The organism is Gorillibacterium timonense (assembly GCF_001457415.1).
Lineage (GTDB): Bacteria > Bacillota > Bacilli > Paenibacillales > NBRC-103111 > Gorillibacterium > Gorillibacterium timonense.
In genome coordinates, this window is the sequence record NZ_LN881722.1 from 714,451 (window position 1) to 729,175 (window position 14,725).

General features: G+C 52.0%; 10 protein-coding genes and 1 rRNA gene. 10 read left to right on the forward strand and 1 reads right to left on the reverse strand.

Translation table 11 applies throughout. The features are described 5' to 3' along the window. Positions 1-6 precede the first annotated feature (6 nt). The 7 genes from gatA to BN2684_RS07735 all read left to right on the forward strand — a co-directional run bounded on the left by gatA (position 7) and on the right by BN2684_RS07735 (position 8,472). Positions 7-1,470: an Asp-tRNA(Asn)/Glu-tRNA(Gln) amidotransferase subunit GatA gene (gatA, locus tag BN2684_RS07705; RefSeq protein WP_392388996.1), complete on the forward strand. Its 1,464-nt coding sequence runs from the start codon at positions 7-9 to the stop codon at positions 1,468-1,470. A 13-nt stretch (positions 1,471-1,483) separates the two neighbouring features. Next, entirely contained in the window at positions 1,484-2,935 is a 1,452-nt protein-coding gene (gene gatB, locus BN2684_RS07710; RefSeq protein ID WP_058301558.1) for an Asp-tRNA(Asn)/Glu-tRNA(Gln) amidotransferase subunit GatB, read from the forward strand. Further along, positions 2,932-3,408 (forward strand): GNAT family N-acetyltransferase, encoded by a 477-nt coding sequence (locus BN2684_RS07715; protein WP_058301559.1) that lies wholly within the window; start codon positions 2,932-2,934, stop codon positions 3,406-3,408. The genes gatB and BN2684_RS07715 overlap by 4 nt, the downstream gene beginning before the upstream one ends. Positions 3,409-3,440: 32 nt before the next feature. Then, a complete protein-coding gene (locus BN2684_RS07720; protein ID WP_058301560.1) occupies positions 3,441-4,139 on the forward strand; it encodes an MgtC/SapB family protein in 699 nt (232 codons plus the stop codon). Between the two features lie 74 nt (positions 4,140-4,213). Next, positions 4,214-4,663 (forward strand): peroxide-responsive transcriptional repressor PerR, encoded by a 450-nt coding sequence (gene perR, locus BN2684_RS07725; RefSeq protein WP_058301617.1) that lies wholly within the window; start codon positions 4,214-4,216, stop codon positions 4,661-4,663. Between the two features lie 3 nt (positions 4,664-4,666). After that, positions 4,667-6,406 (forward strand): glycosyl hydrolase family 18 protein, encoded by a 1,740-nt coding sequence (locus BN2684_RS07730; RefSeq protein WP_058301561.1) that lies wholly within the window; start codon positions 4,667-4,669, stop codon positions 6,404-6,406. A 248-nt stretch (positions 6,407-6,654) separates the two neighbouring features. Next, positions 6,655-8,472 (forward strand): beta-L-arabinofuranosidase domain-containing protein, encoded by a 1,818-nt coding sequence (locus BN2684_RS07735; RefSeq protein WP_058301562.1) that lies wholly within the window; start codon positions 6,655-6,657, stop codon positions 8,470-8,472. A gap of 107 nt (positions 8,473-8,579) precedes the next feature. Here the strand turns inward: BN2684_RS07735 and BN2684_RS07740 are convergent, their stop codons facing one another. Continuing rightward, complete coding sequence (locus BN2684_RS07740; RefSeq protein ID WP_082651821.1) at positions 8,580-9,422, reverse strand: helix-turn-helix domain-containing protein; 843 nt, start codon at positions 9,420-9,422, stop codon at positions 8,580-8,582. Positions 9,423-9,598: 176 nt separating this feature from the next. Here BN2684_RS07740 and BN2684_RS07745 point away from each other — a divergent pair, with 176 nt between their 5' ends. From BN2684_RS07745 to BN2684_RS24715, 3 genes are all read left to right on the forward strand, one after another. Beyond that, entirely contained in the window at positions 9,599-13,045 is a 3,447-nt protein-coding gene (locus tag BN2684_RS07745) for a glycoside hydrolase family 2 TIM barrel-domain containing protein (RefSeq protein ID WP_058301564.1), read from the forward strand. 378 nt (positions 13,046-13,423) lie between these two features. After that, positions 13,424-14,320: a hypothetical protein gene (locus tag BN2684_RS07750; protein WP_058301565.1), complete on the forward strand. Its 897-nt coding sequence runs from the start codon at positions 13,424-13,426 to the stop codon at positions 14,318-14,320. Positions 14,321-14,627: 307 nt separating this feature from the next. Beyond that, positions 14,628-14,725, forward strand: a 16S ribosomal RNA gene (locus BN2684_RS24715); the annotation flags it as partial.

Sequence of the window (14,725 nt, forward strand, 5' to 3'; positions counted from 1 at the left end):
GAGGCCATGACGTTGACCCTGTTACAACAATCGATTGAAGAAGTCGGCAAGAAGCTGGCCGCTCAGGAACTGTCCGTCGAAGAGCTCGTTGCGGAATCGCTCGACCGGATCGAGCAAGTGGACGGCCGAATTGGGGCGTTCCTGAGTGTAACCGGCGAGGATGCGCGGAAGGAAGCCCAAAAGCTGGACAGGAAACTGCGGGAAGGCGGGGAGCGCGGGCTCTTGTTCGGCCTTCCGGCTGGAATCAAGGACAACATGAATACTTTGGGGTATAAAACCACCTGCGCCAGTCAATTCCTGTCCAATTACACGTCCATCTACGATGCGACGGCCGTTCAGAACTTGCAGCGGCACGAGTATGTGCTCGTGGGCAAGACGAACATGGACGAGTTCGCCATGGGCGGCTCCAACGAGAATTCCTCGTTTCATCCGGTGCGGAATCCGTGGAACCTGGACTACGTTCCCGGCGGCAGCAGCGGCGGCTCGGCAGCGGCTGTAGCAGCGGGAGAGGTTTATTTTGCTCTCGGCTCCGACACCGGCGGCTCCATCCGGCAGCCCGCTTCCTACTGCGGAATCGTCGGCTTGAAGCCGACCTACGGGCTCGTTTCCCGTTTCGGTCTCGTGGCCTTCGCGTCCTCACTCGACCAGATCGGACCGCTGACTAAGAACGTCGAAGACAGTGCTTATGTGCTTCAAGCTATCGCCGGTCATGATTCGAAGGATTCCACTTCCTTGAAGGTGGATCTGCCGGATTACCGCAAAGCGCTGACGGGTGATATCCGCGGGCTGCGGGTCGCGGTTCCGAAGGAATACATGGGAGAAGGCGTTGCGCCTGCGGTTCGGGATGCCGTGCGGAATGCGCTCGCCGAGCTGGAGAAGCTGGGCGCCGTTTGGGAAGAGGTCTCTCTCCCACATACGGAATATGCAGTAGCGGCGTACTATCTGCTTGCTTCCTCGGAAGCCTCCTCGAATCTGGCCCGCTTTGACGGAGTCCGCTACGGCGTTCGCGCGGAGCAAGCGGACAACCTTCTGGACCTGTACCGCAAGTCGCGCAGCGAAGGCTTCGGCCCGGAAGTGAAGCGCCGGATCATGCTCGGGACGTATGCGCTCAGCTCTGGTTATTACGAAGCGTACTATTTGAAGGCGCAGAAAGTCCGCACCCTGATCAAGCGGGACTTCGATGAAGTCTTCGAGCGCTTTGATATCATCGTCGGACCGACCGCGCCGACTCCGGCCTTCAAGCTCGGAGAGCAGGCGAGCGATCCGCTGACGATGTACTTGAATGATATTCTGACCATTCCTGTGAGCCTGGCGGGCATTCCCGCCATCAGCGTTCCTTGCGGGATGGCAGATGGGCTGCCGATCGGCCTGCAGATCATCGGCAAAGCTCTCGATGAATCAACCATCCTGCGTGCCGCCCATGCCTTTGAGCAGCACACGGACTATCACTTAGCCCGTCCGGCGCTATAAAGGAGGCACACCCATGATCGAAACGAACGAACAAAGCCGTTACGAAACGGTAATCGGACTGGAAGTGCACGTAGAGCTTCATACGAATTCGAAAGTCTTTTGCGGCTGCTCGACATCCTTCGGCGCCCCTCCGAACACCCATACCTGTCCGGTCTGCCTCGGTTACCCCGGCGTACTGCCGGTGCTCAACAAGAGGGCTGTCGAATATGCGATGAAGGCCGCCATGGCCTTGAACTGCGAAATCAGCGAGACGACCAGCTTCGACCGGAAAAACTATTTCTATCCCGACTCACCCAAGGCTTATCAGATTTCCCAATTGTATCGTCCGATCGGCAAGAACGGCTGGCTGGAGATTGAAATCGGAGGAACGACGAAGCGGATCGGCATCAAGCAGCTTCATCTGGAGGAGGATGCGGGCAAGCTGTCCCACGCGGACGGCGGTTTCGCTTCGCTGGTTGACTTCAACCGAGTTGGGACTCCGCTCATTGAGATTGTGTCCGATCCCGACTTGCGCTCGCCGGAGGAAACCCTGCTCTACATCGAGAAGATTCGGGCGATCATGCAGTACTGCGAGGTATCTGACGTTAAGATGGAGGAAGGCTCTCTGCGCTGGGACGCCAACATCAGCTTGCGCCCCCGCGGTCAGGAGGAATACGGCATCCGCACTGAGCTGAAGAACATGAACTCCTTCAAAGCGGTGCAAAAGGCGCTGGAATACGAGCAGATCCGTCAAGCCGAGGTTCTCGACGCCGGAGGACAAGTGGTCCAGGAGACTCTTCGCTTCGATGAAAATCAAGGCAAAACCTTTTCGATGCGCAGCAAGGAAGAGGCTCACGATTATCGCTATTTCCCGGACCCGGATCTCGTGGTCCTGAACATCGACGAAGAGTGGCGGGAAGCGGTGCGCGCTACCATTCCGGAGCTTCCGGATGCAAGGCGCGAGCGGTATGCCCGCGATTATGGCTTGCCTGAGTACGACGCCGGAGTGATTACCTCGTCGAAGAAGCTTGCCGATCTGTTTGAGGAGAGCCTCGGCTATACCTCCGACGCCAAAGCGGTCGCCAACTGGATCATGGGCGATCTGCTCGGGTATTTGAACCAGAACGGGCTAGAGCCGGGCGAAGTGAAGATCACCGGAGCAGGACTCGGAGAGATGATCGGTCTCATCGAGAAAGGGACGATCAGCACCAAGATCGCGAAGACCGTCTTCAAAGAGATGCTGGCGACGGGCAAAGCGCCGCAGGCGATTGTGGAAGAGCAAGGGCTCGTTCAGATCAGCGACGAGAGCGCCCTCATTGCCATCGTGGACCGGATCGTGGAAGCCAACCCGCAATCGGTTGCGGATTACAAAGCGGGCAAAGAGAAAGCCGTCGGCTTCCTGGTCGGACAAGCGATGAAGGAAACGAAGGGCAAGGCGAACCCGGGGCTTCTGAACAAGCTCATCATCGACAGGTTGAATGCATGAGCGCCGTCTCTGAGGACATCCGACTGCTCGATCTGAGCGATCAGACGGAGGCGTTGCGGCTTCTCGCCTTGCAGCAGGCCTCTTACTTGTCCGAAGCTCAAGTGATCGGCTTCAGCGACATTCCTCCTCTGCGGGACACCTTGTCCTCGCTGCGGGAATCGCCGGAGTCCTTTTATGGCTGCTTCCGTGACGGAGAGTTGATCGCCTGCATAGCTTATGAGCAGGAACGCGACATCCTGACGATCTGCCGGATGATGGTTCATCCCGGCAGCTTTCGTCAGGGAATCGCGGCGGCCCTCCTCGGATTCGTGGAGCGGCAAGCGTCGGGCGTCCGAGAATTCCATGTCTCGGCGGTCACGACCAATGAGCCCGCCGTCCGCCTGTATGAAAAGCATGGCTTTAAGCCGACAGACTTGTGGGAGATCGCCCCGGGGATTCAAATGGCGGATTACGTGAAGATAGTGAGCGACTAGTTATTGAAAATTACAGGATAGGAGGGACCGCGGTGAGTCCATTTGTCATTTCTCCCTTGGAGCTAACCATCCGGTTGCTCCTTTCTCTTTTGCTGGGTGGATTGATCGGCTATGAACGAGAACGGAACAACCGCCCCGCCGGCTTCCGGACGCATATCCTGGTCTGTCTCGGCTCCACCCTGCTCATGCTTATCTCGGTGTATGGCTTTGCCGCATTCGCCGGTGTAAAAGGTGTGACGATGGACCCGACCCGGCTCGCCGCCCAAGTCATTCCGAGCATCGGGTTCCTCGGAGCAGGGACGATCCTTCGCAACGACTTTTCCGTAACAGGCCTGACGACCGCCGCTTCTCTCTGGGTGGCGTCCGCGATCGGACTTGCCGTTGGCGCCGGGTTTTATTATGGGGCTTTTCTCGTGACGGGCATGGTTCTGCTTAGCCTCTATATTCTAAATAAAGTGGAAAAGCGTTATTTCAGCGGGAAACGCATCTTTACCCTAAAGATCTCCGTGGTGAATCAGCCGGGTGTCTTGGGAACCGTCTCCACTCTGCTCTCCGCGCGAAGCGTTTCCGTTACGCGCATGTCCGTGGAGGAAGAAACGACAGGCGATCTTCATAACCTCATCATTCATATGTCTCTAAAGCTGCCTCGGCGCGGTTCGGAAATCGCCCATATCGTCGAAGAGATTCAAAGAGTGGACGGAGTGACGAGCGTCGCGATGGAAAGCGTTTAAGAAGAGTATAAAAAGCTTCATTGACAAGCAAAAGAGTGGTTCTTTACAATAAGTATCAGATTAAAAGCAAATCAATGGCGGTGAGTATTTTGGAATCAAGATTTGAGCAAGCATTGGAGAAATTGAAAACAACCGGCGTGCGTATGACCCCTCAGCGCCACGCCATTTTGTCTTTTTTGTTGGATTCGGTGGCTCATCCCTCGGCGGATGAAATCTATAAGGCACTTGTACCCCGTTTTCCCAGCATGAGCGTAGCAACGGTCTATAACAATCTGCGGGTGTTTATCGACTCCGGCCTTGTCCGTGAGCTGACGTATGGCGACTCTTCCAGCCGCTTCGATGCGGATCTGTCCGATCATTACCATGCTCAATGCCGCGTCTGCGGCAAGATCGTCGATTTCAGCTATCCGGTGCTGCATGAGGTCGAACAGGAGGCTGCCGCAGAGACCGGCTTTCAGGTGGAAGGGTTGCGGCTGGAAGTCTATGGCGTTTGCCCGGACTGCAAGCCGAAGGTGACGCATTAAGCGATGAATTCGTTGATAGTGGAACCGAGACCGAGAAAGCGACGGAGGATCGGCCCGCCGCTTCTCGCTCTTCTCTTCTTGTCGGCCGCTCTTGTCGCAGGCTATCGGTTATGGAACGATCAGCCGAACCGCGAGCATCTGCCGCCTGATTTTGGCGGTTTCTCCAAACCGATCTTTTACGAGGGCGAATTGCTGAAGCCCGAGGCTCTCGGTACCGGAGCTACGCTTGCGCTTCCCTTACCTGTTATCCAGGAACACATCGATCCTTACATCCGCTATGAGGCGGATAGCAAGTCGGTCATCATTACGACAGCAGACCGGGTCCTCCGGATGAAGACGCGGGAGCTGACTGCCTTTTTGAACGAAAAGCCTATTTCATTACAGGTTCCCGTTGAGGAAGAGAATGGCGTGATCTACGTGCCCGTTCAAGCGCTTAAGGATTATTACCGCTTTCAGTTGTCGGAATCTTCCGACACGGGCGCTGTTCTGTTGAAGAAAGAGGGGGACGCCCTGCAGTGGGCCAAGGTGGTGGTCGACAGCAAGCATCCGACCCGAACGAAAAGCCTTCGTTCTCTCCCGAGTAGTAAAGCTCCTATCTATACGGACCTCTCCGGGAACCAAAGCGTGATGCTGTGGGGGGAGGAGGACGGCTGGTATCGCGCTCAAACCGAGAGCGGCATCATCGGGTACGTCCGCAAGGCGGATCTTGTTCTCGATCGGACCGAGACCGTGCCGATTCAGCCCGCCGAAACGGGATTTGACCCCGGCAAGCCTTTGGGCGAGAAGATCAACCTGACCTGGCAGCAGATTTGGAGTACGAAGCCTGATTTGAGCAAGATAGGGGACATGCCGGGGCTCAATGTCATCAGTCCCCAATGGCTCCATCTTCTCGATGGAGAGGGCACGGTTACGACGAAAGCAGACCTTGCCTATTCCAAATGGGCGCATGAACGCAACTACCGAATCTGGGCGTTGTTCAATAACGGTTTTGATCCTGATCGGACGACGCAGGCGCTCGCTTCCTACGATACGCGCATGAAGATCATCAAGCAGCTTGTTGCTTATGCCCAGATGTACGACATGCAAGGAATCAATGTGGACTTCGAGAATGTCTATTTGAAGGATAAAGAGAATTTCGTCCAATTCCTTCGGGAAATGACTCCGATCATGCATGAGCAAGGCCTCATCGTATCGGTGGATATCACCGTCAAGGGAGGCTCTGAGGTCTATTCGAAGTTTCTGGACCGCAGAGCGCTTGGGGAGACCGTCGATTACTTGATTCTTATGGGCTACGACGAGCACTGGGCTACGAGCCAGACCGCCGGGTCCGTCGCTTCTCTTCCATGGGTGGAGGAGGGCGTATCTCGCATTTTGGAGGAAGATGATGTGCCTCCAGATAAATTCATTCTAGGCGTCCCCTTCTACACCCGCATCTGGACGGAGGAGACGGTGGACGGCAAGATGAAAGTGAGTTCTAAGGCGTATTCCATGGACTACATTCAATCGCTTATCAAGGAGAAGAAGCTCACTCCGGTTATGAATGAGGAGATTGGGCAGCACTACGTGGAGTATAAGGAAGATGGGAAGACCATGAAGATTTGGATCGAAGATGCCATATCGATGCAAAAGCGAATGGATCTCGTCGCCAAGTACAAGCTTGGCGGTGTCGCTTCCTGGAGCCGAGGGATGGAATCGGCGGATATTTGGAAGGTCATCCAGAACTCGCTCAAGGTTAAGCCGTAATGTCAGGGTTTGATCCCCCTTGGGTCACGATAGAAAACCCGCAAACCGTCAAGGTTTGCGGGTTTTCTGTTTAAGTCCTGGAATTCCTCAACCCTTTCTGTGCTTTTGTCTACCGACATAGCGAAAAGCTCATACTATGATGAAAACACAGAAGACGATTTCGGTTATAGCGTGTGTGTAAACCCGACCTTTGGTCGAATTTGTCGAGTGGTTTCGCCTGGCTATAGCTCTAAGTGGAGGATGAAATGATGTTAAAAGCAATCGATAAAAAAAAGGTAACTCTGCTCCCTGGGATTTTTCGGGAGAGAATGAACGTCAACCGAGAGTATTTGATGGAGCTTGATACCCAATGCCTTCTTCAGAATTTTTATCTGGAGGCGGGAATTGTTATGCCGGGTCTTCAGGTGGTGGACAATCCTGAAACGGCAAAGCTGCATTGGGGCTGGGAAGCGCCTACGTGTCAGCTAAGAGGGCATTTTTTGGGCCATTGGCTCTCCGCGGCGGCATCCTATGTGGCTACGGAGCAGGATAGGGAACTGAAGGCGAAGCTTGATAAAATCATCTCCGAGCTGGCAAGATGTCAGGAACTAAACGGCGGAGAATGGATCGGCTCCATACCTGAAAAATATTTTCAAAAGCTGGCGGATAACCGGTATATATGGTCGCCGCAGTATGTCATGCATAAAACCATCATGGGTCTAACTCACGCCTATACGGATGCGGGCAATGAACAAGCTTTGGAGATTTTGGACCACCTGAGCGATTGGTATGTTAGCTGGACCGACGCTATGCAAAAGGTAAATCCTCATGCTGTCTACAGCGGCGAAGAGGGGGGTATGCTTGAGATTTGGACAAGGCTGTACGAAATCACGAAAAAGGATAAATATTTGGTTCTGGCAAAGCGGTATTGGAATCCCGGGTTATTCGGAAAGCTGGTGGAAGGAAAAGACGCGCTTACCAACTGTCATTCCAACGCAAGTATCCCGCTGTCTCACGGTGCAGCGAAGCTTTATGAGGTAACGGGCGAGTTGAAATGGCGCACGATCACCGAGCTGTTCTGGAAAAACGCGGTTACCGACAGAGGGACGTACTGCACATGTGGTCAGAACGCAGGGGAATTCTGGGTGCCTCCGTTTATGCTGGGACAATTTCTCGGCGAAAGAAACCAGGAATTCTGCACGGTGTACAACATGGTAAGAACGGCGTCCTATCTTTTCAAATGGACAGGCGATACCAAATATGCTGATTATATCGAAAGAAACCTGTACAACGGTTTCCTTGCCCAGCAGAATGCGCAAACGGGAATGCCGGCCTATTTTCTGCCGCTAGCGGCGGGAAGCCATAAAAAGTGGGGGAGCAAAACAAGGGATTTCTGGTGCTGCCACGGTACGATGGTTCAGGCGCAATCGATCTATCCCGATTTGATTTACTTTGAGGATACCGAAGCGGACAAGCTGATCATCAGCCAGTATATCCCCTCAAAACTGGACTATCGCCGCGGCGAAACGGAAGTAAGCTTTGAGCAGTCCACGGATATGAAGTACTACAATGACCAAGCGTTCTTTGACGAACACGATGACAGCCAGATGTCAAGGTGGTCTTTGAGATTTACGATCAAATCGTCCGCCCCCGAAACCTTCACCTTGCTCTTCCGTGTACCAGCCTGGGTAAAGGGGACTCCGGTAGTTCAGATCAACGGGCAGGAGATTACCGAGCTCGACATCAACGACGGATACTTGAGCATAAAGAAAGAATGGCAGAACGATACGATCAAGCTATTCTTCCCGAGCGCCCTGGTGATGGAAACGTTGCCCGATAACCCTGAACTTGCCGCCATCGTTGACGGACCGATCGTGCTTGCGGGTCTTGCCGACAGCGACTTCGGACTTACGGGTGATTTCAGCAATCCAAGGGACTTTATGATGCCTCAGACCGAGCATACTTACGAAACGTATCCATGGATGCAGAACAGCTACCGTACCCGCAATCAGCAGAAAAACTTCATGTTCAAGCCTCTTTATGAAATTACCGACGAAACCTACACGGTCTATTTCACCCGCAAATAAGGTCAGTAAGATTTGATGGGGGCATGACGCTGCCTTGATCGCTGGGAAGCATCATGCTCCTGTCAATCTCAGATCAATGGCCTTCATTTTGATTTCGGCAGGAGCGCTCACTTCTTATGAAAGGCGTTTTTATACTGCAAGGGAGTCATCCCCTCGTACTTTTTGAACATTTTCATATAGTATTTTTCATCCCGGAAACCGCATGAATATGCGGCTTCTTTTATACTAACATTGTTGCTGGACAGGAGGTTTTTCGAAATTTCAACCCTTGATTTATTGAGGTAATAGACAAGCGTCATGCCGGTTTCCCTTTTGAACAGCGAGGAAAGATACTCGGCATTATAGTGAAATTCTTCGGCAATTTCATGCAGGGAAAGATGCTTGTGGCAATTGGATTTCACCCATTCCATGATGGTATAAACAACAGGCGAAATATTGTTTTGGCGATTCGATAAGCGATCAAGAAATTCCTGGGTCATTTCCATAGCAAGCAGGCTCAGCGCACAGGTAAGGATCGCTTCGGTGTACAGCGCTTCCTGACGTGAAAAGTCAATCAGCTGACGGAACAAAATGCTTATCCGCTGAAAGGTTGCGGGAGCCCCGCGTTCGGGAAGCAAATAGGCGAAGGATTCAGGTAGCGTAATGCTATTGTCTCCCGAAATGGTTTCCCAAGGAGTGTCGGAAGAAAAGTGCACCCACAAATAGGCCAGCTTTCCATGGGAAGGCTTATGACCGTAATGTTCTTCTCCCGCTTTTAGGAAAAGATATTGTCCCGAAGCAACCGAGTGAGCCAAACCCGACTGGGTGATATGTAAGGTGCCCTCGAGAACGAGAATCAGCACATGGCAGTCAAAGGTACGCCTGTGGTGAAGAAAACCATCTCGACTCATAAGATTTCCGCATGTAAAAAAGCGTAGAGGGTTTGCTGTGTTTGTATAGAAATAATTCATTTGAATAATCACCTTTGATAAAATACGATTGCAAGAAGAGCATTGCAATTCCAGTAAATAATATCATGTTGTTCAGGTATTCTCATACTCTCTCTTCTAAGCAACTTAGTTTTGATTCCTTTTTCAAAGGTGAAGTTGTTCCGCAGGACATGTCATGATTAACGGAGGATACTCTAATGAGCGTTAGAACATTGCTTTGCGACGGCTGGGAATTTTCAAAAAATCCCATCGACACAGATTATTCCGATTCGCTTGACTGGAAGAGGGTGGACATTCCCCACGACTGGCTGATTTACGACACCAAGAACCTGTACGAAACCTCAACAGGATGGTACCGAAGAGATCTTGACTACAAAAAAACCGGAGAGCGCATTTCGATTCGTTTCGAAGGCGTTTACATGGACAGCAGGGTTTATGTAAACGGTGTGCTTGCCGGAGAATGGAAGTACGGATATTCGACGTTTGAATTTGATATTACCGACCTGCTCCGGGACGGAGAAAATTTGATAGCCGTCCGCGTCGACCACCGTGAGCCTAACTCAAGATGGTATTCGGGGGCCGGGATTTACCGGAGGGTCTGGTTGAAAACCTATCCCGACTGCCATTTGACGGCTGACGGAATTTATGTCAGCGCTTCCGCTGATGGAACGATTACGGTAACCGCTGAAACGGAGCGTCCGGATCATGTACGGGCAGCGGAGCTTTCTGTCCGCCATATCATCATGGATGGGGAGAAGGAAATCGCAAGACTTGAGCGTTCCTGCTGCGCCGTTGATAGGAGCCGCGTTTCACAGACGGTACTCCGAGACGGCTGCTCCTATTCCGTTAATACCGATTCTCTCAAAATCGAAAATCCGGTTCTGTGGGATATTGAACAGGCTAAGCTGTACTCCTGCGTTACCGAGCTTGTCCGAAACGGCGAGGTGATCGACAGGGAAGAAAACCGTTTCGGGATAAGAACCATACAGTTTACTCCCGACAGCGGATTTTTCCTCAACGGCCGACATGTGAAACTTCACGGCAGCTGCGAGCATCATGATCTAGGCGCACTAGGCGCTGCGGTCAACAGAACCGCGATCAAAAGAAGACTCGATATCCTGAGAACCATGGGCGTGAACGCAATCCGCACCAGCCACAATATGCCTGCGGTCGAGCTTATGGAGCTTGCCGACGAAATGGGCTTTCTGATTTTATCAGAGGGCTTTGATATGTGGGAAATGCCGAAAACCGAATATGACTACGCAAGATTTTTCCCCGAGTGGATAAGCAGAGACGTTGCTTCGTGGGTGCGCCGGGACAGAAATCATCCTTCCATTATCGGCTGGAGCATCGGCAATGAGATTTACGACACTCACGCCAGTGAAAGAGGGCAGGAAGTAACCTCGCTTCTGGTGGGGTTTGTGCGCGAGCATGACCCGAGATGCAACGGTTATGTTACCATAGGCTCTAATTTCATGCAGGGTGAAAACGCTCAGAAATGCGCCGATATCGTTAAGCTTGCCGGCTACAATTATGCCGAGCGGCTTTATGAGGAACAGCACAGACAGCACCCGGACTGGATGATCTACGGAAGCGAAACGGCATCTGTCATTCAAAGCAGGGGAATCTATCATTTCCCCCTTTCTCAGTCGGTTCTTGCTGACGACGACGAGCAATGCTCGGCACTGGGCAACTGCACGACCGGATGGGGCGCCAAAAATACCGAGTTCTGCATCATTGCGGACCGGGACGCGGAATATTGCGCGGGACAGTTTATCTGGACGGGCTTTGACTACATCGGAGAGCCTACCCCGTATTCCACCAAAAACAGCTATTTCGGTCAGATTGATACGGCAGGCTTTCCAAAGGACAGCGCCTATATTTTCCGCGCGGAGTGGACGGATTATAAGAAATCTCCGTTCGTTCATCTTTTCCCGTACTGGGATTTCACAGAGGGACAGGAGATCGACGTCCGGGTAACGTCAAATGCGCCCAGGGTCAAGCTTCTCTTTAATGGAGAGACTGTCGGTGAAAAAGAGATCGACCACGCGCACGGTACTGAGCTTACACTCGACACGATACTCGAATATAAAAAAGGTGAGCTTTGCGCTATAGCCTACGACGAAAACGGGAACGAAATTGCGAGGGACGTTAAAAGATCCTTCGGAGACGCGGCATATGTTAAGCTCACTCCCGACAGAACGGAAATGAATGCGGACGGAACGGATTTGATTTTTATCGATATTTCCGCTTTCGACGAGAACGGTGAATGGGTCGCCAACGCCAACAACAGAGCCTTTGTAACGATTAGCGGAGCAGGGAGACTTGTCGGTCTCGACAACGGCGATTCAACCGATTACGAGCCGTACAAGGGAATCTCGCGCCGATTGTTTTCCGGCAAACTGTTGGCCATTGTTGCAGCGAAAACAGAAGCCGGAGAGATGGAGGTCAAGGTTTCTTCACCGGGTCTGCCTGATAGCAGACTTGTGCTTCATGCTGTTCCCACAGAGGTTCCCGTGGGAGTATCAGCAGACGAGGAGAATGCTCTTCACGGGTTTGACTGTGCTGACCCCGAGCTCGACATTCCCGTAAGAAAAATCGAGTTAGTGGGCGAAAGCACGGTTTTTAACGCCGACTGCCGTGAAATCAGCTTCAAGACCCTCGTTTCTCCTGCAAACGCCTCGTATGCGGATGAGATTGAGTACAGAATGACTACGGTACTTGGGATCGAGTCTAATCTTGCGGAGATTACATCCGTTGAAAACGGGGTTGTTACGGTTCGCTGCAGCGGCGATGGAGAGTTTTATCTCAGAGCGTTATGCAAGAACGGCACCGAAAAGTATCATATTCTTTCCGCACTGAAATTAAGTGGCGAGGGAATTGGAGCGGCTGCGTTCAATCCTTACGAGCTTGTGATGGGCGGACTGGCTACCGTTTCTAGCGGCAATATCGGAAATGGCATTCAGCACGGCGCGGCTTTTGCAAGGGAGAGCAGCTGGTTCGGCTTTGAAAACGTTGATTTCGGACCGGTTGGAAGCGATACGGTGACGGTTCCGATCTTTGCAAACACCGCATACCCCGTACAGATAAAATTTTACGACGGAATACCCGGTAAGGGTGGAGAACTAATCGGCGATTTCTCCTATCATAAAAAGTCAATCTGGCTGACGTATATTCCCGAAACCTACAAGCTCTCAAAGGTTCTAAAGGGTATGCACACCCTTGTCATGGAATCGAGCGACGGCTATGACATTCAGGGCTTCCGCTTTGATAAGCGCGAAAAGGAATTTGCGGAAATCTGCGCCGTTGACAACGAGAACATTTACGGTGATAAGTTTACCGTCGGAGTAAACGATGTCACGGGAATCGGCAACAACGTTATGCTTAATTTCGGAGAATTTGATTTTAGCGAGCATTCTCCCTCCGCGTTGATGATAACGGGAAAATCCGCCTTGCCGCTTAACAGTATCCATGTGATTTTCGGTGGGTCTGCTGAAAAGCGTATCATTGCCGAATTCAAAGGCGCAGACGATTACACTCCGAGAGAATTCTCGCTTGAGGGCATAACAGGGAAATGCAAAGTTTCCTTTGTGTTTTTGCCGGGCAGTGATTTTGACTTCAAATCGTTCCAATTTGTTCGATAGCCGAACTGCACGATACGCTGTCAGCTTAAAAACCGTGCTCTCCGCAGAACTTCCCATACCCATTGACGCCGATTCCTATCCACACGATTAGGGCTGATAGCGTACTAGCTAGTGCAGGCAAAAATCCGACCCTTCACAGGGTTTGGTTTTTTTGCCTGTTCCTTTTCTTCGGCAAGGCATAAAGCGCAGCTGACCTCCGTATCCAAACGACTCGACGAGGACAACTTACTGAATAAAATCACAAGCGAACTCCTCCATCTGTTTATCGGTTTCTTCATTTCTTCATCGGTGGAATCCATTAAGCGGCAGGAATTGGCAATCTCCGTGTAGAAGAAGCTATGGATGAATAGTACCTGCACGGAGAGGATGTTCGGTTCCATGAAAGGGTTGGAGTTCAAGCAACAAACCGTTGATGAGTGGCTCATGGCGACACCGGCCATAAAAGGTGCGGTCTTGTATGAGGACGATTCGTTGGCGAACGGAGAGCGGGGGCTGTTGATTCTATTCTCGGAGGAGGAGTCGGCCATTCGCTGTCTCCAATTCCCCGAAGAGATGGGAAAGCTCGTTCAAGTCCGCCTGTCTTTGGATCGGTTGAAAGCGGCTCCATATCGGTATGAGGACCGAAGTCTCGTTCACTGGCTTCGCAAGGGGATCATCTTGACGGACCCGGAGGAGCATTTGTCGGAACTGCGACGGCAGTTGGACGAATGTACGGGTCTGCTTCAGGAAAAGCTGGTCTTGACGGAATTCTGTCTGTTTTACCGCCATTACCTCCGCAGCAAGAGGGAATTGGAGAATCAATGCTTGCTTGATTCCTTTGAAAATCTGCTGCAGGCGATCCATCACTGGGGAAGACTCGCAGTGGTGGAACAGGGCCATTACCCGGAGCGGATGATCTGGGATCAGGTCCGGGTGGAGAATGTCGGGGTGTTCAAGCTATATGAAGAGCTGACCTCAAGCTCGGAATCGCTCTTGAAACGCATCCAGCTGGTTTTGCTCGCGAGCGATTTCTGCGTCGTCTCCAAGACAACGGCCTGCTGTTCGCATCTCTTGAGGCTGTTGGAGAGCCGGGAAGAGCCTTGGGGGCTTCAAGAGCTGGAGAGGGAACTTGGAGGAGCCGAAATCGCCGTCGAGCTCGGCATGCTTCTATCGCAATTGGAGGTGAAAGCACTGATCCGGGAAGTGCTCATCCCGTTTGATGACGAGTTGGCCGTCATGGAAAGGAAGTTTTTCCGATCCTTGGATAAGAATCGAAGGCAATTCGTGAAACCGTAATCTTTTTTGATTTATAGGGTTGACGCCGTGTACCGATCTGTGATAAATTAAGTCTCGCCGCTTCGAAAGGCCTTGAAACAAAAGGGTTTCGGATCGCAACCAAAAAGATTCAAAAAAATAAAGGTTGCAATCACCTGACGAACTGTGGTAAGATATAAGAGTCGCCGCAAGAAAGCGACGAAAGAAAATGGTCCTTTGAAAACTGAACAACGAGTGGTAAGGACGCGACTTTCGGACTTCGGTTCGGAAGGAGCACAACAAACACGCAAGTGTTAAGTAATGAGCTTAATGAAACGATCTATAAACTTTTATGGAGAGTTTGATCCTGGCTCAGGACGAACGCTGGCGGCGTGCCTAATACATGCAAGTCGAGCGGAGTTTACTGGAATCTTCGGATGAAGGTAA

Excerpts from the sequence above, each read along its gene's own strand:
- gatA (WP_392388996.1), top strand. The coding sequence starts at position 7 with ATGACGTTGACCCTGTTACAACAATCGATTGAAGAAGTCGGCAAGAAG.
- gatB (WP_058301558.1), top strand. The coding sequence starts at position 1,484 with ATGATCGAAACGAACGAACAAAGCCGTTACGAAACGGTAATCGGACTG.
- BN2684_RS07715 (WP_058301559.1), top strand. The coding sequence starts at position 2,932 with ATGAGCGCCGTCTCTGAGGACATCCGACTGCTCGATCTGAGCGATCAG.
- perR (WP_058301617.1), top strand. The coding sequence starts at position 4,214 with ATGGCGGTGAGTATTTTGGAATCAAGATTTGAGCAAGCATTGGAGAAA.
- BN2684_RS07730 (WP_058301561.1), top strand. The coding sequence starts at position 4,667 with ATGAATTCGTTGATAGTGGAACCGAGACCGAGAAAGCGACGGAGGATC.
- BN2684_RS07735 (WP_058301562.1), top strand. The coding sequence starts at position 6,655 with ATGTTAAAAGCAATCGATAAAAAAAAGGTAACTCTGCTCCCTGGGATT.
- BN2684_RS07740 (WP_082651821.1), bottom strand. The coding sequence starts at position 9,422 with ATGAATTATTTCTATACAAACACAGCAAACCCTCTACGCTTTTTTACA.
- BN2684_RS07745 (WP_058301564.1), top strand. The coding sequence starts at position 9,599 with ATGAGCGTTAGAACATTGCTTTGCGACGGCTGGGAATTTTCAAAAAAT.
- BN2684_RS07750 (WP_058301565.1), top strand. The coding sequence starts at position 13,424 with ATGAAAGGGTTGGAGTTCAAGCAACAAACCGTTGATGAGTGGCTCATG.